Below are 17,831 nucleotides of genomic sequence, written 5' to 3' on the forward strand. Positions count from 1 at the left end.
CGGCTCCGGCCCGCGCGCCGCGAGTCGCTCCGCCGCCTCAGGATAACGAAAGAACGGAACCCATGACCACCACCACGAAGACCCTCGACCACGAGCAGGCGGCCGCCAAGGCGCAGGTGCTCATCGAGTCGCTGCCGTGGCTCAAGAAGTTCCGCGGCAGGATCATGGTGATCAAGTTCGGCGGCAACGCGATGATCGACGACTCGCTGCTCGCGGCGTTCGCCGAAGACGTGGTGTACCTGCGGCACACCGGCATCCTGCCGGTGGTCGTGCACGGCGGCGGACCGCAGATCAACGCGATGCTCGCGCGGCTCGGCATCGAGAGCGAGTTCAAAGGCGGGTACCGCGTCACGACGCCCGAGGCGATGGATGTCGTGCGCATGGTGCTCACCGGCAAGGTGAACCCCGAGCTGGTCGACGAGATCAACGCGCACGGACCGCTCGCGGCCGGCACGACGGGCGAGGACGCGGGCCTGTTCATCGGCCGCCGCCGCCCGCCGGTCGAGGTCGATGGCGAGCTCGTGGATCTGGGGCTCGTGGGCGATGTGATCGACGTGCGCCCCGAGCCGGTGCTGGCGCTGCTCGAGGCGGGCCTGATCCCGGTGGTCTCGTCGATCGCGCCCGACGCCGACCGTCCGGGCGATTCCCTGAACATCAACGCCGACGCGGCGGCGGCGGCGCTCGCGGCGGCGCTCGGCGCCGAGAAGCTCGTGATCCTCACCGACGTGGCCGGCCTGTACTCGAACTGGCCCGACCTCGACTCGCTCGTGTCGAGCATCTCGGCGACCGATCTCGAGCGGCTGCTGCCGAGCCTCGAGTCCGGCATGATCCCGAAGATGCGCGCCTGCCTCGACGCCGTGCGCGGCGGGGTGCCGAAGGCCGCGATCATCGATGGTCGGGAGCCGCACTCGGTGCTGCTCGAGATCTTCACCGAGCGCGGCATCGGCACCGAGGTCACGCCGTAGCCGCGGCGGGCGGCTGATCCCACGTGGCGCCCGGCTCCCAGGCGGCCGTGCTGCTCACGGCCTGGCTCATCGTCGGCTCGGCGGTGCTCGGGCTGTTCGTCGGCTCACCGCTCGCCGCGATCGTGCGGCGGGTGCCGCGGGGCGAGCCGCTGAGGCTCGGCCGCCGCGGGTCGATCGGAGCGAGCGCGCCGCTGATGGGGGTGACGGCGGTCGTCTTCGCGCTCGTCGCGGCGTGGTACGCCTCGGCCGAGGCCGTCTGGCCGGGCTCCGGGTCGGCCGGCGGGCCGGCGGCCGAGTCGGGCGTCGTCGCGGGTGCTTGGCGGGCGACCGCGATGCTCGGCCCGCCGGCGCACGCGGTCGGATGGTGGCTGGGGCTCGCGGCGTACCTCTGGTTCGCGGGGGCGGGGATCGCGCTCGTGCTCATCGACCTCGAGCATCGCCGGCTGCCCGACCGGATCGTGCTGCCGAGCCTCGTCGCGGTCGTCGCGTTGCTGACCGTCTCGAGCGTGCTCGGCGGCGACTGGGGGCGCCTGGCGGCGACGCTCGGGGGCTCCGCGGTCGTCTTCGCCGTCTATCTGGGGTTCGCCCTCGCGGCGCGCGGCGGCCTGGGCGGCGGCGATCTCAAGCTGGCGCCGCTGATCGGCGCCGCGCTGGGGTTTGCGGGGGCGGGCGCGCTGCTGGTGGGGGTGCTCAGCGGCTTCGCGCTGGGCGCCGCGGCGGGGCTGGTGCTCGTCGCGCTGCGTCGTGCCTCGCGCACGCGCGCCTTCCCGTTCGGCCCGTGCATGCTGCTCGGCGCCTGGGCCGGCCTGGTGTGGGGAGCGCGGATCTCGGAGGCGTGCCTCGGCCTGACGTACGGAGCGTGAGGGCGGCGTCCGGCAAGCCGAACCGGATCGGGCGCGAGCCCGGTCCCAGCTGTTCGAGGGAAACGACCGAGCGATCTGCTGCGCGGCTCCGAGAAACCCCTTATAACGATCCAGCGGCCGTTCGCAAGGGGGTCCCCGCGGGAGCGCGGGGGAGATTAGCCTGGCAGCGGAGCAGTGCTGCTTCGCAAACCCGAAGCAGACGGGCTCGACCTGGCCGGGATCCGTTCCGGATCCCGGCGAACAACCCTGCTGGACGGAGTGCTTCATGTATACGATGCGTTTCTCAACGAGTGGTGGACGGCGTTCTCGGCGGCGCCTCCTCGCAGTGGCGGCGGGCCTGTCGGCCGCGGCGCTCGCGCTGACGGGCTGCGGATCGGGCGGGGGCGGCGCCGGGGGCGGAGGCGGCGAGTTCTCGGGTGAGACTCTCAACGTCGTGGCGGCCTGGTCGGGCGCCGAGCAGGAGAACTTCGAGGCCGTGCTCGCCGAGTTCAGCTCGCGCACGGGCGCGAAGGTGAACTACACGAGCTTCGGCGACAACGGCCCCACGTACATCCAGGGGCAGCTCGAGGGCGGCACCCCGCCGAACGTCGCCGTGCTGGGCCAGCCTGCCCTCATGCAGTCGCTCGCGCAGAACGGCGACATCCTGCCCGTCGGCGACGGCGTGCGCTCGGCGGTCGAAGAGCACTACGCGCAGGACTGGATCGACCTCGGCAGCGTCGACGGCGAGCTCTACGGCGTGTGGTTCAAGGGCGCGAACAAGTCGACCGTCTGGTACAACGCCGACATCTACGACGAGGCTGGCGCCGCCGAGCCCGAGGACTGGGACGACTTCATGACCCAGCTCGGCCTCGTGAGCGACGCCGGGTACGCGGGCATCTCGATCGGGGCCGACGTCGGCTGGCCGCTGACCGACTGGTTCGAGAACGTGTACCTGCGCACCGCTGGGGCCGAGAAGTACGACCAGCTCACCGACCACGAGATCCCGTGGACCGACGAATCCGTGAAGGAGGCGCTCGGGGTGCTGGCCGAGCTGTGGGGCAGCGATCTCGTGCAGCCGGGCGGCGACCAGCGCGACTTCCCGACGAGCGTGACCGAGGTCTTCGGTTCCGACCCGCAGGCGGGCACCGTGTTCGAGGGCGACTTCGTGGCCGGCAACATCGCCGCCGACGGCAACTCGACGGTGGGTGAGAACGCGCTGTTCTACGACTTCCCGTCGGTGAACGGCTCGGCGCCCTCGGTGGTGGGCGGCGGCGACGTCGCGGTGCAGTTCGACGACGACGAGGCCACGACGGCGCTCATGGAGTTCCTCGCGTCGCCCGAGGCGGCCGAGATCTGGGTGCCGAACGGTGGCCTGACGTCGCCCAACGGCTCGGTCGACACCTCGCTCTACCCCGACGACGTCTCGCGGCAGATCGCCGAGGCCCTGACGGGGGCCGAGGAGCTGCGCTTCGACATGTCGGACCTCACCCCGAGCGCCTTCGGGGGCACGCCGGGTCAGGGCTTCTGGCAGGAGATGATCTCCTTCTACCAGGATCCGAGCGACATCGACGGCACGGCGCAGCGTCTCGAGGACGCGGCCGTCAAGGCCTACCAGTAGGCGACGGCAGCCATGAGCCGCACGCTCACGGTGCCGGTGCAGATCCGCGACCGCGGACGGAGCGTCCGCGGTCGCGGCCGAGCACGGCGCTGGCTGGTCGTGGCCTCGTTCCTCGGCCCCGGCCTGCTCGTGCTCGGGGCGCTCGTCGTGTACCCGATCGTGTACACGGTGGTGCGCTCCTTCTTCGACAAGAGCGGCGCCTCGTTCGTGGGGTGGCAGAACTACGTCACCATGTTCACGAACGACACCACCTTCACGGCGATCCGCAACAACCTCATGTGGGTGATCGTCGCCCCGGTGACGGTCACGGTCATCGGACTCATCTTCGCGGTGCTCGTCGACAAGCTGGGCTGGAAGACGGCGTTCCGGCTCATCGTGTTCATGCCGATGGCGATCTCGATGCTCGCCGCCGGCGTCATCTTCCGGGGCATGTTCCAGGAGAGCCCCCAGCTCGGCGTGGTGAACGCCGCGATCGTGAGCGTGCAGAGCATCTTCGGCGAGCAGTCGAGCTATCCGGGGGCGAAACCGCGCGAGGGGCTCGGGATCGAGGCCGAGGGCGGGATCATCGCGACGAGCGAGGCGGTCGCCGCGGGATCGGTGCAGGACTTCCCGCTCACCGGGATCCGGCAGAGCTCGCTGCCCGAGGACGCCGCCGACGCCCGCGAGGCGCCCGCGCCGGGCGGCACCGAGATATCGGGCACCGTGTTCCTCGACGTGATCCGGGGCGGAGGAGGCTCCGAGGGGGCGATCGAGGAGGGCAAGAAGGGCCTCGAGGGGGTGCGGGTCGACGCCGTGGCGGAGGACGGCTCGATCCGCGGCTACGCGACGACGGGGGCCGGCGGCGTCTACACGATGGAGGGCCTCGCCGCGGGTGAGAGCTACCGCGTGGCCCTGCCCGCGGCGAACTTCGACGAGGGGGCGCAGGGCGTCTCGTGGCTCAGCTCGACCTTCATCAACGTGGTCGTGATCCTCGCCTACGTCTGGATCTGGGCGGGCTTCGCGATGGTGATGATCGCCTCGGGGCTCTCGGCCATGGACCGCTCGCTGCAGGAGGCCGCCCGCACCGACGGGGCGAGCGAGTGGCAGGTCTTCACCCGCATCACGGCGCCCCTGCTCGCGCCCGTGCTGGTGGTGGTGTTCGTCACGCTCATCATCAACGTGCTGAAGATCTTCGACCTCGTCTACGTGATCCCGCCGGGCGCCTCGAAACCCGCGGCGAACGTGATCGCGGTGGAGATGTGGACGGTCTCGTTCGGGGGCGGCAGCAACCAGGGTCTGGGGTCGGCGCTCGCGATCCTGCTGCTCGTGCTGGTGCTGCCCTCGATGATCATCAACGTCCGCAGATTCCGAGAGGAGAGGAGCCGATGAGCGTCGCATCCGCCCCGGGCAAGCCGACGGCCGGCCGGCGCATCGCCCGGATCGCGAGCCGAGGGCTCGTCAACGCGATCCTGCTGATCGTCGCCGTCTTCTGGCTCGTGCCCACGATCGGCCTGCTGCTCACGTCGTTCCGCAGCGCGGGCGACAACGCCTCGAGCGGCTGGTGGACGGTGCTGACGAAGCCGGCCGAGCTCACGATCGAGAACTACGCCAACCTGCTGTCGAACCCCGTGATCACCGGGTCGTTCTGGAACACGATCGTCATCGCGGTGCCGACGACGGTGCTCGTCGTCGTGCTCGGCGCGTTCGCCGCCTACGCGTTCGCGTGGCTGCACTTCCCGGGCCGCGACTGGCTGTTCATCGCCGTGATCGTGCTGCTCGCGGTGCCGCTGCAGGTGGCGCTGATCCCGCTCGCGCGCCTCTTCGGATCGCTCGGCATCTTCGGCAGCGTGCTGGGGGTGATCCTGTTCCACACGGCCTTCGGCCTGCCGTTCGCGATCTTCCTGCTGCGCAACTTCTTCATCCAGGTGCCGGAGGAGATGCTCGAGGCGGCGCGCATCGACGGGGCGAGGGACTGGAGGATCTTCTTCCAGATCATGATGCCCCTCGCGCTGCCCGCGATCGCGTCGCTCGCCATCTTCCAGTTCCTCTGGACCTGGAACGACATGCTGGTGGCGCTGATCTTCACGAATACCGACTCGCAGCCGCTCACTGTTGCGATCCAGTCACAGCTGCGTCAATTCGGTGCGAACATCGACGTGCTCTCGGCCGGGGCGTTCCTCTCCATGCTGGTTCCGCTGATAGTGTTTTTCGCGTTCCAGCGATACTTCGTACAAGCACTGCTGGCGGGGTCGCAGAAGTAGCTTCCGGAAGGGCACACCGTTTGATCGACCGCTACGACGCCTACCTGTTCGACCTGGACGGGGTGATCACACCGACCGTCGACCTGCACATGCGGGCGTGGGCCGAGACCTTCGACCGCCTGTTCGCCGCCCTGGGGGAGGCTCCGTACCGCGAGAGCGACTACTACGAGTCGCTCGACGGTCGGCCCCGGTTCGAGGGGGTGGCCGCGCTGCTGCGCGCTCGCGGCATCTCCCTGCCGCAGGGCGAACCCGGCGACGACGGCTACGAGAGCGTGATCGGCGTCGGCAACCGCAAGAACGGCGCCTTCACCGAGGTGCTGCAGCGCGACGGCATCGACCCCTACCCGGGATCGCTGCTGCTGCTCGACCGTCTCGCCGAGCTGGAGCGCCCCCTCGCGGTGGTCTCGAGCTCGCGCAACGCCGAGGCCGTGCTGCGGGCCGCGGGGCTGCGGGATCGCTTCGCCGCCGTGGTGGACGGCGTCGTCGCCGAGCGGGAGGGACTGCCCGGCAAGCCGGCGCCCGACACCTTCCTGAGGGGCGCCGAGCTGCTCGGCGCGGCCCCCGAGCGCACCGCCGTGTTCGAAGACGCCGCTTCGGGCGTCGCCGCGGCGCGCGCGGGCGGATTCGGCCTGGTGGTGGGCGTCGATCGCGGCGCCGGAGGAGCGGCGCTCACGGCGGCGGGAGCCGACACCGTGGTCACGGATCTGGAGGAGCTTGCACGATGAACCCCGAACTCTTCGACATCCCGGTCGAGAACCTGCACCGCGACTTCGGCGAGGATCCCTGGCGCCTCGTGGTGCGCGGCATCGATCCCGAACTCGCGGGGCAAGACGAGACGCTGTTCTCGCTCGCGAACGGCTACCTCGGCCTGCGCGGCAACCACGAGGAGGGTCTGCCGCTCGGCAGCCACGGCACCTTCATCAACGGCCTGCACGAGACCTGGCGCATCCGCCACGCCGAGAACGCCTACGGCTTCGCGGAGCACGGGCAGACGATCGTCAACGTGCCCGACATGAAGACGATCCGCATCTACGTCGACGACGAGCGGCTCAACCTCGAGTCGTCAGAGATCCTCGACGTGCAGCGCATCCTCGACCTGCGCGCCGGCACACTCACCCGCACGTTGCTGTGGCTCACCCCGACGGGCAAGCGGGTGCGGGTGGAGACGCGGCGCATGGTGTCGTTCACGTCGCGGCACCTGGCGACGCTCGAGATGCGCGTCACGGTGCTCGACGCCGACGCCGATCTCACACTGTCGAGCCTCGTCGTCAATCGCCAGGATCTGCGGCGCGTGCACACCGAGCGGGCCGCGACCGGCATGGCGGACCCCCGCAAGAGCGAGCAGCTGACCGAGCGCATCCTCGATCCGGGGCCCGCGCGCCACGAGGGCGGCCGCAGCGTGCTGAGCTACCGCCTGCACGACTCCGGCATGACCATGGGCGTGGGAGTCGACCACGATTTCGACGGCGGCGACGAGAACGAGTGGCAGACCCGCGTCGAAACCTCCTCGGACCGCGTGCGGCACCTGTTCCAGGGCACCGCCAGACAGGGGCGCACGGTTCGCCTCGTCAAGACCGCGGCCTACCACTCCTCGGCGACGGCCGGTCCGGAGGAGCTGCTCGACCGCTGCGTGCACACGCTCGCGAAGGTCGCGGCCGAGCCGCCCGAGCTGCGCTGGGAGCGGCAGCGGGACTTCCTGGCCGAGTTCTGGGAGCGCAGCGACGTGCAGGTCGAGGCCGAGCCCGGCGTGCAGCAGGCGATCCGCTGGAACCTGTTCCAGCTCGCCCAGGCCTCAGCCCGCGCCGACGGGCGCGGCATCGCCGCCAAGGGCCTCACCGGTTCCGGGTACAGCGGCCACTACTTCTGGGACTCCGAGATCTACGTGCTGCCGTTCCTGACGTACACCACCCCGCTGTGGGCCCGCAACGCGCTGCGCGCCCGCGAGCGGATGCTGGAGCAGGCGAGGCGCCGGGCGGTGACGCTGAACGAGGACGGTGCGCTGTTCCCCTGGCGCACCATCAACGGCGAGGAGGCGAGCGCCTACTACGCGGCCGGCACCGCCGCTTACCACATCAACGCCGACGTCACATACGCGCTGGCCCGCTACGTCTTCGCGACGGGCGACCTCGAGTACCTGCTGTCGGGAGCGTGCGATGTCCCCGTCGAGACGGCGCGGCTCTGGCGCAGCTTGGGGTTCTGGCGCACCGACCGCGACGGGGTGAGGCGCTTCCACATCCACGGTGTGACCGGCCCCGACGAGTACACCACCGTGGTCAACGACAACCTCTTCACCAACGTGATGGCGCGCTTCAATCTGCGAGTCGCGGCGCACATGGTGCGCCGGCTCGAGCAGGAGGCCCCCGAGGTGTACGCCGAGCTGCTGGACCGCCTGCGCCTCGACCCCGACGAGGTCGTGGCGTGGGAGGAGGCGGCCGACGCGATGAACGTGCCCTACTCGGAGGAGATGGGCATCCACCCGCAGGACGCGCACTTCCTCGACCGCGAGGTCTGGGACCTCGCCGCGACCCCGCCCGAGCAGAAGCCGCTGCTGCTGCACTTCCACCCGCTCGTGATCTACCGCTTCCAGGTGCTCAAGCAGGCCGACGTGGTGCTGGCGCTGCTGCTCGCGAGCGAGGAGTTCACCCGCGAGGAGAAGCGCAACGACTTCGAATACTACGACGCGCTCACCACGGGCGACTCGACGCTCTCGGCCGTCGTGCAGTCGATCATCGCGGCCGAGGTCGGCTACCCCGAGCTCGCGTACCGCTACTTCGAGCACGCGCTGCGCGTCGATCTCGACAACCTGCACCGCAACTCGGCCGACGGTGTGCACATCGCCTCGACCGGCGGCGTCTGGATGACGCTCGTGCAGGGCTTCGCGGGGCTGCGCGACGCGGCCGGGCGCCAGCTGAGCTTCGACCCCAGGCTGCCGGGTCACTGGGACTCCCTGCGCTTCAAACTGGTCTGGCGGGGGCGCCGCATCGCGGTGGAGCTGCGCCGGCGCAGCATCGCCTTCGAGATGGTCGAGGGCGACACCCCCGTCTCGGTGAGCGTGCGGGGCGAGCGCTTCGACGTCGAGCCGGGGCAGCGGCGCGAGGTGCTTCTCGCGGATCAGGGCCCGAACCTCGGTCCGTTCCGGGGCCTTTCGGCCGGGATGCTGCCGAGGGAGGGCGACACGGGCACCCTGCCGCCGCTCTACCCCGACGTGCCCACGGTCACCACCGAGATCCCGACGCGCGAGTACTCCGAGATCTGAGCCCGCTCCCTTCGACAGGCTCAGAGGCTGATCGAAGGGGGCGGGGCCGGGTCGCGGGGCTCAGGCAGCGGCTCGGGCGGGGAGTAGGATGGATGTGTTACGAGCCGAGTGATGACGGTCGGCTGAGGCGAACGGGAAGCATTCGCCGTTCGACCGCTGCGGCTGACGCCGCGGCCTGATGGAGTGAAACGAAAGGTAGGGGCATCGTGACGTATGTGATCGCTCTTCCGTGCGTCGACGTGAAGGATCGCGCCTGCGTCGACGAGTGCCCGGTCGACTGCATCTACGAGGGCGAGCGCTCGCTCTACATCCACCCTGACGAGTGCGTCGACTGCGGAGCATGCGAACCGGTCTGCCCGGTCGAGGCCATCTACTACGAAGACGATCTGCCCGAGGAATGGGCCGACTACTACAAGGCCAACGTCGAGTTCTTCGACGAGGTCGGGTCGCCGGGCGGTGCGGCGAAGGTCGGGGTCTACGACTTCGACCACCCCATCATCGCGGCCCTGCCGCCGCAGGGCGAGTAGCCGCATGCGCGGACCGCTTCCCGACTACCCCTGGGACGCGATGGCGCCCTATGCCGAGCAGGCGGCGCGCCATCCCGGTGGCGCGCTGAACCTGTCGGTCGGATCGCCCGTGGATCCCGCGCCGCAGGGCGTGCGCGACACGCTCGCCGCCGCGACCGACGCCCACGGCTACCCGACGACCGCGGGCACCCCCCGGCTGCGGGAGGCGATCGTCGATTGGTTCGTGCGCCGACGCGGCGTGACCGTCGAGCCTGCCGCGGTGCTGCCCACCGTCGGCTCGAAAGAGCTGGTCGCCTTGATGCCCTTCCTGCTCGGTCTGGGCGCGGGGGAGGCGGTGGCCTTCCCGCGGGTCGCCTACCCCAGCTACGCCATGGGCGCGGCGCTCGTCGGCGCCGACGCGATCCCCGCCGACGACCCCGCCGACTGGCCCGAGCACACCCGCCTCGTCTGGATCAACTCGCCCTCGAATCCCGACGGCCGTGTTCTGGGCGTCGACGCGCTGCGCGCCGCCGTCGAGCGCGCCCGCGAGCTCGGCGCCGTGATCGTCGGCGACGAGTGCTACGCCGAGTTCGGGTGGCAGGCGCCCTGGGACGCCGAGCGCATCCCCTCGATCCTCGACCCCCGCGTCGTCGGCGACGACCACAGCGGGGTGCTCGCCGCCTACTCGCTGAGCAAGCAGTCGAACCTCGCCGGCTACCGCGCCGCGTTCGTGGCCGGCGATCCCGAACTCATCGACCGTCTGCTCACCGTGCGCAAGCACGCCGGCCTCATGGTGCCCGCGCCCGTGCAGGCCGCCATGATCGCCGCCCTCGGCGACGAGGTCCACGTCGCCGAGCAGCGCGATCGATACCGCGCGCGCCGCGACGTGCTGCTGCCCGCGCTCGAAGCCGCGGGCTACCGCGTCGAGGGCAGCGAGGCCGGCCTCTACCTCTGGGCGACCCGCGGCGCCGACGCCTGGGACGCCGTGGCCGAGTTCGCCGAGCTCGGCATCGTCGTCGGGCCGGGCCACTTCTACGGATCCCACTCGCCGAAGCACGTGCGCCTCGCGCTCACCGCGAGAGACGAAGCGATCACCGAGGCGGCGCAGCGCATCCGCGAGGCCTCCGCCGCCGCCTGACGGCGCATGCCGGTCGAATCGCAATTTGCTCGACGTCAAGATACCCTAGGTGGCGGCACAGCGAATCGTCGGTGTGCACGTTTGCTCCGAACGGAGCCGATAGGGTGATAAGAACGAGGGCGTCTATCCGAAGCCTTCCCCGTATGAGACCTCACGAGGAGACGACGTGACCGATTCGACTCAGCAGCAGGGCCCGGCCACCGCGAAGCTCACCTTCCCCGGAGGGGAGGCCGAGTTCCCCATCCTCGAGTCGGTCGAGGGGCACTCCGCCATCGACGTCAGCACTCTCACCAAGCAGACCGGGTACACCGCTCTCGACTACGGCTTCGTCAACACCGCCTCCACCAAGTCGGCCATCACCTACATCGACGGCGAAGAGGGCGTGCTGCGCTACCGCGGCTACCCGATCGAAGAGCTCGCCCGCAACTCCACCTTCCTCGAGGTCGCCTACCTGCTCATCTACGGCGAGCTGCCCAGCTCCGATGAGCTCGCGGCCTTCGACGACGAGATCCGCCGCCACACCCTGCTGCACGAAGACATGCGCTACTACTTCGAGGGCGTGCCCCACACCGCGCACCCCATGGCGGTGCTGTCGGGCGGCCTGCAGACCATGTCGACCTACTACGAGAGCTCGCTCGACACCACCGTGCCCGAGTTCGTCGAGGTGAACACGATCCGCCTGCTCGCGAAGCTGCCGGTGCTGGCCGCCTACGCGCACAAGAAGTCGATCGGCCAGGCCTTCCTCTACCCGAAGAACTCGCTCGGCTTCGTCGAGAACTTCCTGCGCCTCAACTTCGGCAACAAGGCCGAAGACTACGAGATGAACCCCGTGCTCGTCGACGCGCTCGACAAGCTGCTCATCCTGCACGCCGACCACGAGCAGAACGCCTCGACCTCGACCGTGCGCCTCGTCGGCTCGACCGGCGCCAACATGTTCTCGTCGGTCTCGGCCGGCATCAACGCGCTCTCGGGCCCCCTGCACGGCGGAGCCAACGAGGCCGTGCTCGACATGCTCGCCCAGATCCGCGACTCCGGCCAGAGCGTCGAGACCTTCGTCGAGAAGGTCAAGCGCAAAGAAGACGGCGTCAAGCTCATGGGCTTCGGGCACCGCGTCTACAAGAACTACGACCCGCGCGCCCGCATCGTCAAGGAGAGCGCCAGCCGCGTGCTCGAAGAGCTCGGCGTCAACGACCCGCTGCTCGGCCTCGCGCAGGAGCTCGAGCAGATCGCGCTCGAAGACGACTACTTCAAGGAGCGCAAGCTCTACCCCAACGTCGACTTCTACACCGGCGTGATCTACAAGGCGATGGGCTTCCCCACGCGCATGTTCACCGTGCTGTTCGCCATCGGCCGCCTGCCGGGCTGGATCGCCCAGTGGCGCGAGGCCCGCGACGACGCGCAGACCAAGATCGGCCGCCCCCAGCAGCTGTACACCGGGTCGGCAGAGCGCCGCCTCGGCCGCTAGCGGTTCGACGCGCCATCCCCGAGCCCGGCGAAAGGTGGGCTCGGGTCTCGCGTATGCCCTGAGCCCGTGAAGGGTGCATGTGCGTTGAGTCGGCCTGTTCGTATCGAGTCGGCCTACCATTCGCGCGAATTCCCGGCCGTGTCGATCGGAGTAGGCCGACTCGGCGGGTGGGGACTGGTGATCGCCCGAGAACGTCCAGACGGCGCCGGGGCGCACCGCGTCGGCGACCACCGACGCCGTCTTTCAGGCGTGCAGCTCGGAGTTGAGCTCGATGCCGGCGCCCTCGCGGGGCAGCGCCTCCACGCCGCCGGTGCGCGAGTTGCGGCGGAACAGCAGCTGCGGCAGACCCGACAGCTCGACCGCCTTCACCTCGACGGGCTCGCCGTTCGAGTCGATGGTGCCCTTCGGCAGCACGACCTTGGTGCCCGCGGTCACGTAGAGGCCCGCCTCGACGACGCTGTCGTCGCCCAGTGAGATGCCGATGCCCGAGTTCGCGCCGAGCAGCGCGCGCTCGCCGATGGTGATGCGCTGCGTGCCGCCGCCCGAGAGGGTGCCCATGATCGAGGCGCCGCCGCCGATGTCAGAGCCGTCGCCCACCACGACGCCCTGCGAAATGCGTCCCTCGACCATCGAGGCCCCGAGTGTGCCCGCGTTGAAGTTCACGAAGCCCTCGTGCATCACGGTCGTGCCCGGCGCAAGGTGGGCGCCGAGCCGCACGCGCGACGTGTCGGCGATGCGTACGCCCTGGGGCACGACGTAGTCGGTGAGCCGCGGGAACTTGTCGAGGCCGACCGCGGTGATGCCCGCGCGCTTCAGCCGCGGCAGACGCGCCGCGTAGACGTCGGGCAGCATCGGGCCGGCGGTCGTCCAGGCCACGTTGGGCAGCTTGCCGAAGATGCCGTCGAGGTTGATCGAGTTGGGCCGCACCAGGCAGTGCGACAGCAGATGCAGGCGCAGGTAGGCGTCCTCGGTGGAGGCCGGGGCCGCGTCGAGATCGATCTCCACGTTCACGGGGCGCAGCTCCACGCCGCGCAGCTCGTCGGCGCCTGCGAGCTCCTCGAGCTCTGCTGGGGCGACCCAGCGATCGCGATCCGCGGGGCGTTCGCCCAGCGCGGGCGAGGGGAACCATGCGTCGAGAACCGTGCCGTCGGCGGCGGTGGTGACGATACCGGCGGACCATGCAGAGCGAGAGTCAGTCATGCCTTCCAGGCTACCGTGACCGCGCCGCGCCGATGCATCATCCGGGGCGCCGGGAACGCGCTCCGACGCGGGAGACTAGGCTGGATCGGGTGAATGCCGATCCGTCTCCCGTTCCCGCGCCCCGCCTCGATCCCGCCCTCGGCGCGGTCGAGCTCACCCGTCAGCTGTGCGACATCCCGTCGGTCTCCGGCGACGAACGGGCGATCACCGACGCCGTCGAGGCCGTACTCCGCGAGCGGGCGCCGCACCTGAGCGTCACCCGCGACGGCGACACGATCATCGCGCGCACCGAGTTGGGTCGCGAGCGCCGTGTCGCCATCGCCGGGCACCTCGACACGGTGCCCATCAACGACAACCTGCCGGTGCGCGACGAGCTCGACGCGGCGACCGGGGAGACGATGATCCGCGGGCGGGGCACGGTCGATATGAAGGCCGGGGTGGCGGTGCAGCTGCTGCTCGCCGTCGAACTCGCCGAGCCCGCGGTCGACCTGACCTGGATCTGGTACGACCACGAGGAGGTCGCGTCCGACCTGAGCGGACTCGGCCGCGCCATGCGCCATCACCCGCGGCTCTTCGCGGCCGACTTCGCGATCCTCGGCGAACCCTCGAACGGCACCATCGAGGGCGGCTGCAACGGCACGCTGCGAGCGCGCGTCACCATGCACGGCAGGCGCGCCCACTCGGCGCGCAGCTGGATGGGAGTGAACGCGATCCAGCGCGCCGGGGCGTTGCTCGACCGGCTGGCCCGTTACGAGGCGGAGCGCATCGTGGTCGACGGTCTCGAGTACCGCGAGGGACTGAACGCGGTGCGCATCGAGGGCGGCGTCGCGGGCAACGTCATCCCCGATCGCTGCAGCTTCGAGGTCAACTACCGCTTCGCGCCGAGCCGGTCGACCGACGAGGCCGAGCGGGTGGTGCGCGACTTCTTCTCGGACGCCGACGAGGTGGAGATCGTGGATCTCGCGCCCGGGGCGCGGCCCGGCCTCGACGCGCCGCTCGCGCGCCGCTTCGTGGAGGCCGTCGGCGTGGAGCCCAACGCGAAGTTCGGGTGGACCGACGTGGCCCGCTTCTCGGCGCTCGGCATCCCCGCGGTCAACTTCGGCCCCGGCGACCCGCTGCTCGCCCACGCGGACGACGAGCGGGTGCCGGTGAGTCAGATCGAGTTCACCGAGCGGGCCCTGCGCGCCTGGCTGCAGGCGAGTGAGGCGTAACCAGAGGTAAGCGGGTTGGCCCTCTTCGGCGGTGGCCCGATAAACTAGACATCAACCATAACTTTCGAGGAGGCGTCATGGCTGCAATGAAACCGAGGACTGGGGACGGACCCATGGAGGCGGTTCGCGAGAGTCGGCTGATCGTGGTGCGCGTACCGCTCGAGGGCGGCGGACGCCTCGTGGTGTCGGTCAACGACCAGGAGGCCACCGAACTGCGAAACGTGCTCTCGTCCGTGCTCGACGGCTGAGCCGGTCGAAGCCTAGGCGCTCGGCAGTAGCAGAACGGAGGGGGCTCGGAATCGATGATTCCGAGCCCCCTCCGTTCTGCGTTTCGCCGGCCTCGGATCAAGGGAGTGAGCGCCGATCCCGCCGACCCCTGCACCCGCAGGCGCCCGGCCCGCAGGTCACCGATCCCGCCTGCTCCGGGCCGTCGGCTCCTGAGCCCGTCGAGGAGACGAAGCGGTTCAGCCGTCGAGCCGCACGAGCGTCAGCACGCCGTCGCCGGTGGGCGAGAGCATCGGGGCGATCGCCGGGGACTCGGCCACGAGGGCGAGCAGGTCGCGGCACGCGACGGCGGCCTCGTCGCGAGCTGCGGGGTCGGGCACGCGGCCGTGCGCGAAGATACCGGGCACGACGATGCAGCCGCCCGGGCGCACGATGCCGAGCGCGTGCTCGAAATGCTCGAGCAGCTGCCCGGGGTCGGCGTCGAGCAGCACGAGATCGTAGGCGCCGAGGTTCAGCCGCGGCATCACATGGCGGGCGTCGCCCTCGACCAGCCGCAGTCGAGACGACGGCACGCCGGCCTCGGCGAACACACCGCGGGCCTCGCGCAGGTGCTCGGGCTCGATCTCGATCGAGGTGAGGGTCGCCTCGGGAGCGTAGCGCAGCAGTGCGAGGCCGCTCACGCCGACCCCCGTGCCCACCTCGCAGACGGCCTGCGCACGGGTCAGCGCCGTGAGCGCCGAGAGCTGCGCCGCGGTGGAGCGGCTGACCGGCTCGAGCCCGAGTTCGAGCGAGAGGCGCCGAGCGCGGACGATCGCGTCGGTCTCACCCGGGTACTGCTCGGCGTACTGCCAGTTGCGTTCGAGCTTGCTCACGTTCTCCTCCGGTGTCCGAGGCGCCGCAGCGCCGGTGACTCTAGCGTAGCGCGACCTCCGAGGGGTGCTCCGAGCGCTACGATAGTTGTTGATGGGCCTCACAATCGACAAAATCCTGGTGATCTTGGTGATCGCCATGTTTGTGCTGGGCCCCGACCGGCTGCCGGTCTACGCGAAGAAGCTCGGCGAGTTCGTGCGCGGCGCGAAGCGCATGGCCGACGGGGCGAAGGATCGCCTGCGCGACGAGATGGGGCCCGAGTTCGACGAGGTCGACTGGAAGCAGCTCGATCCGCGTCAGTACGATCCTCGCCGCATCATCCGCGACGCGCTCGTCGAGGATGAGCGCGAGGCTCGGGCAGCGGCTCGGCGGGCGAGGCTCGCCGAAGCCGCTCAGAACCGGCGCGCGGCCTCCGGGGCCGTCGCGGGCGAGCAGGTCGATGAACGTGGGGGGCTCCACTTCGACGAGGAGGCCACGTGAGCCACCCCCATGCCGGGCACGCTGAAGCGGAAACGAGTTTGCGTGCTCAGCTCGGCGCATCCGATCGGGAGTTCAACGAGATCCTCTACGCCCTCAACACCTCCTCGATCATCGCGGTCACCGACCGGCGCGGCATCATCCTCCACGTGAACGACCGTTTCTGCGAGATATCCCAGTACTCCCGCGACGAGCTGGTCGGCCAGACCCACCGCATCATCAACTCCGGTCGGCATCCGAAGGAGTTCTTCCAGGAGATGTGGCGGGTGATCGGCCGCGGCGACGTGTGGAAGGGCGAGCTCTGCAACCGCGCCAAAGACGGCAGCGAGTACTGGGTCGACACCACGATCATCCCACTGCTCGACGATCGCGGTCGCCCCGAGCGCTACATCGCGATCCGCACCGAGGAGACGAAGCGTCACCTCGCCGAGGAGCAGGCGCGCAGGCTCGCGTTCTACGACCGCGCGACCGGTCTGCCCAACCGAGTGTCGATGCTGCGCGAGATCGACGCCGACATCGAGCAGAAGCCGGGATGCCAGCTGAGCGGCTTCATCGCGGTCAGTGCCGACGATCTGTCGGTCGTCAACGACGCGTTCGGGTACGAGGTGGGGGACCGGCTGCTGCTCCACGCATCGCAGCAGCTCTGCACGCTCGGCATCGAGGACGCGTGCGTGGCGCGCATCGGCTCCAACACCTTCGGTATCCTGCTGCCGCACATCGGCAGCGACCACCGGCTCGTCGAGCAGCGGGCCGCCGAGGCGGTCGACCGGGTGCTCGGTGCGCTGACGGGCCCCGTCAACCTCGGATCCGGCGTGGTCGTCGACACCTCTGCGAGCGTCGGCTACGTGGTGTGGGCCGCCCCCGGCATCAGGCAGCGCCACCAGGATCAGGAAGGCGACACGGCCGGCACCGACGGCTACATCGAGACCACCGATCCGCACGAGGTGATCAAGTGCGCCGATATCGCCCGCAAGCGCGCACGGCGCGCCGGTGGGCAGCGACGCCTGCGGCTGTTCCGGCAGAGCATGCTCGACGACGCGCAGCAGCGCGTGAGCCTGGTCTCCGAGCTGCGGCGCGGCATCGAGCGCGGTGAACTGCGGCTGTTCTCCCAGCCGATCGTCGACCGCGACCGCCGCGTGATCGGCGAGGAAGGGCTCATCCGGTGGCTCAGTCCCGAGCGCGGGCTCGTGCCGCCCGGCGGCTTCATCCCGCTGGCCGAGCAGACCGGCATCATCGTCGAAATCGGCGAGTGGGTGCTCGAGGAGGCCTGCCGCGTGCTCGCCGCCTGGAAACGCGAGCCGGAGCGCCGCGAACTCACCTTCTCGGTGAACCTGAGCGAACGGCAGCTGCGCGTCGACGACTTCACCGAGCGCGTGCGCGCGATCATCGCGCGTCACGGCATCGCCCCGGGTCGTCTGAAGTTCGAGCTGACCGAGAGTGTGCTGCACACCGACCTCGACCGCACGATCCGCCTGCTGTCGCTGCTGCGAGCCGAGGGGGTGCTCTCGTCGCTCGACGATTTCGGCACCGGCTACTCGTCGCTGAGCTACCTGCGGCATTTGCCCGTGCAACAGCTCAAGATCGACCGCTCCTTCGTCTCGGCCGTGGTCGACGACGAACCGGCGACGGCGATCGCACGCACCATCGTGCAGCTCGGACGCACCTTCGACCTGCAGGTCGTCGCCGAGGGCGTCGAGACCGAGGAGCAATTCGAACGTCTGCGCGATCTCGGCGTCGACGCGTTCCAGGGGTTCCTGTTCGCCCGCCCCCGGCCCGTCGACGAAACGCTCCGCGAGCTGAACTCCGCGGGGTGAGCCT

At 70.2% G+C, this 17,831-nt stretch carries 16 protein-coding genes; 14 read left to right on the forward strand and 2 right to left on the reverse strand.

Annotated elements, in window-relative coordinates; all coding sequences use genetic code 11:
* Positions 1 to 62: 62 nt before the first annotated feature.
* From argB to H490_RS27805, 10 genes are all read left to right on the forward strand, one after another.
* Positions 63 to 965 (forward strand): acetylglutamate kinase, encoded by a 903-nt coding sequence (gene argB / locus H490_RS27765; RefSeq protein WP_017884782.1) that lies wholly within the window; start codon positions 63 to 65, stop codon positions 963 to 965.
* Positions 966 to 988: 23 nt separating this feature from the next.
* On the forward strand, positions 989 to 1,828 hold the full coding sequence (locus tag H490_RS31210) for a prepilin peptidase (RefSeq protein ID WP_017884783.1): 840 nt from the start codon (positions 989 to 991) through the stop codon (positions 1,826 to 1,828).
* A gap of 325 nt (positions 1,829 to 2,153) precedes the next feature.
* Positions 2,154 to 3,425, forward strand: a complete 1,272-nt coding sequence (locus tag H490_RS27770; RefSeq protein ID WP_017884784.1) for an ABC transporter substrate-binding protein — start codon at positions 2,154 to 2,156, stop codon at positions 3,423 to 3,425.
* A 12-nt stretch (positions 3,426 to 3,437) separates the two neighbouring features.
* On the forward strand, positions 3,438 to 4,793 hold the full coding sequence (locus tag H490_RS27775; RefSeq protein WP_017884785.1) for an ABC transporter permease subunit: 1,356 nt from the start codon (positions 3,438 to 3,440) through the stop codon (positions 4,791 to 4,793).
* Positions 4,790 to 5,665, forward strand: coding sequence for a carbohydrate ABC transporter permease (locus H490_RS27780; protein ID WP_017884786.1), 876 nt, complete (start codon positions 4,790 to 4,792; stop codon positions 5,663 to 5,665). Before H490_RS27775 ends, H490_RS27780 begins: the two co-directional genes overlap by 4 nt.
* Before the next feature lie 20 nt (positions 5,666 to 5,685).
* Positions 5,686 to 6,390, forward strand: coding sequence for an HAD-IA family hydrolase (locus tag H490_RS27785; protein ID WP_017884787.1), 705 nt, complete (start codon positions 5,686 to 5,688; stop codon positions 6,388 to 6,390).
* Complete coding sequence (locus H490_RS27790) at positions 6,387 to 8,921, forward strand: glycoside hydrolase family 65 protein (protein ID WP_017884788.1); 2,535 nt, start codon at positions 6,387 to 6,389, stop codon at positions 8,919 to 8,921. The genes H490_RS27785 and H490_RS27790 overlap by 4 nt, the downstream gene beginning before the upstream one ends.
* Before the next feature lie 206 nt (positions 8,922 to 9,127).
* Positions 9,128 to 9,448: a ferredoxin gene (gene fdxA / locus H490_RS27795; RefSeq protein ID WP_031290182.1), complete on the forward strand. Its 321-nt coding sequence runs from the start codon at positions 9,128 to 9,130 to the stop codon at positions 9,446 to 9,448.
* A gap of 4 nt (positions 9,449 to 9,452) precedes the next feature.
* Complete coding sequence (gene dapC / locus H490_RS27800) at positions 9,453 to 10,565, forward strand: succinyldiaminopimelate transaminase (RefSeq protein WP_017884790.1); 1,113 nt, start codon at positions 9,453 to 9,455, stop codon at positions 10,563 to 10,565.
* 166 nt (positions 10,566 to 10,731) lie between these two features.
* Complete coding sequence (locus tag H490_RS27805; RefSeq protein WP_017884791.1) at positions 10,732 to 12,030, forward strand: citrate synthase; 1,299 nt, start codon at positions 10,732 to 10,734, stop codon at positions 12,028 to 12,030.
* Positions 12,031 to 12,273: 243 nt separating this feature from the next.
* Here H490_RS27805 and dapD read toward each other — a convergent pair whose 3' ends face one another.
* Positions 12,274 to 13,230: a 2,3,4,5-tetrahydropyridine-2,6-dicarboxylate N-succinyltransferase gene (dapD, locus tag H490_RS27810; RefSeq protein ID WP_017884792.1), complete on the reverse strand. Its 957-nt coding sequence runs from the start codon at positions 13,228 to 13,230 to the stop codon at positions 12,274 to 12,276.
* A gap of 89 nt (positions 13,231 to 13,319) precedes the next feature.
* Between dapD and dapE the strand changes: the two genes are divergently transcribed.
* Positions 13,320 to 14,441: a succinyl-diaminopimelate desuccinylase gene (dapE, locus tag H490_RS27815; RefSeq protein WP_017884793.1), complete on the forward strand. Its 1,122-nt coding sequence runs from the start codon at positions 13,320 to 13,322 to the stop codon at positions 14,439 to 14,441.
* A gap of 77 nt (positions 14,442 to 14,518) precedes the next feature.
* Positions 14,519 to 14,689, forward strand: a complete 171-nt coding sequence (locus H490_RS31355; protein WP_069187479.1) for a DUF3117 domain-containing protein — start codon at positions 14,519 to 14,521, stop codon at positions 14,687 to 14,689.
* Positions 14,690 to 14,905: 216 nt separating this feature from the next.
* Here the strand turns inward: H490_RS31355 and H490_RS27820 are convergent, their stop codons facing one another.
* On the reverse strand, positions 14,906 to 15,538 hold the full coding sequence (locus H490_RS27820; protein WP_017884795.1) for an O-methyltransferase: 633 nt from the start codon (positions 15,536 to 15,538) through the stop codon (positions 14,906 to 14,908).
* 91 nt (positions 15,539 to 15,629) lie between these two features.
* On the opposite strand from H490_RS27820, the gene H490_RS27825 reads away from it, so the two are divergent.
* Entirely contained in the window at positions 15,630 to 16,016 is a 387-nt protein-coding gene (locus tag H490_RS27825; protein ID WP_017884796.1) for a twin-arginine translocase TatA/TatE family subunit, read from the forward strand.
* Complete coding sequence (locus tag H490_RS27830) at positions 16,013 to 17,827, forward strand: putative bifunctional diguanylate cyclase/phosphodiesterase (protein ID WP_152424303.1); 1,815 nt, start codon at positions 16,013 to 16,015, stop codon at positions 17,825 to 17,827. Before H490_RS27825 ends, H490_RS27830 begins: the two co-directional genes overlap by 4 nt.
* Positions 17,828 to 17,831 lie beyond the last annotated feature (4 nt).

The sequence above is a fragment of the Leucobacter sp. UCD-THU genome (assembly GCF_000349545.1).
GTDB classification, from domain to species: Bacteria; Actinomycetota; Actinomycetes; order Actinomycetales; family Microbacteriaceae; genus Leucobacter; species Leucobacter muris.

What these genes read in the sequence shown, in the direction of transcription:
- dapC (WP_017884790.1), top strand. Translation starts at nt 9,453, where the DNA reads ATGCGCGGACCGCTTCCCGACTACCCCTGGGACGCGATGGCGCCCTAT.
- dapD (WP_017884792.1), bottom strand. Translation starts at nt 13,230, where the DNA reads ATGACTGACTCTCGCTCTGCATGGTCCGCCGGTATCGTCACCACCGCC.
- H490_RS27775 (WP_017884785.1), top strand. Translation starts at nt 3,438, where the DNA reads ATGAGCCGCACGCTCACGGTGCCGGTGCAGATCCGCGACCGCGGACGG.
- H490_RS27790 (WP_017884788.1), top strand. Translation starts at nt 6,387, where the DNA reads ATGAACCCCGAACTCTTCGACATCCCGGTCGAGAACCTGCACCGCGAC.
- H490_RS31355 (WP_069187479.1), top strand. Translation starts at nt 14,519, where the DNA reads ATGGCTGCAATGAAACCGAGGACTGGGGACGGACCCATGGAGGCGGTT.
- argB (WP_017884782.1), top strand. Translation starts at nt 63, where the DNA reads ATGACCACCACCACGAAGACCCTCGACCACGAGCAGGCGGCCGCCAAG.
- H490_RS27780 (WP_017884786.1), top strand. Translation starts at nt 4,790, where the DNA reads ATGAGCGTCGCATCCGCCCCGGGCAAGCCGACGGCCGGCCGGCGCATC.
- H490_RS27825 (WP_017884796.1), top strand. Translation starts at nt 15,630, where the DNA reads ATGGGCCTCACAATCGACAAAATCCTGGTGATCTTGGTGATCGCCATG.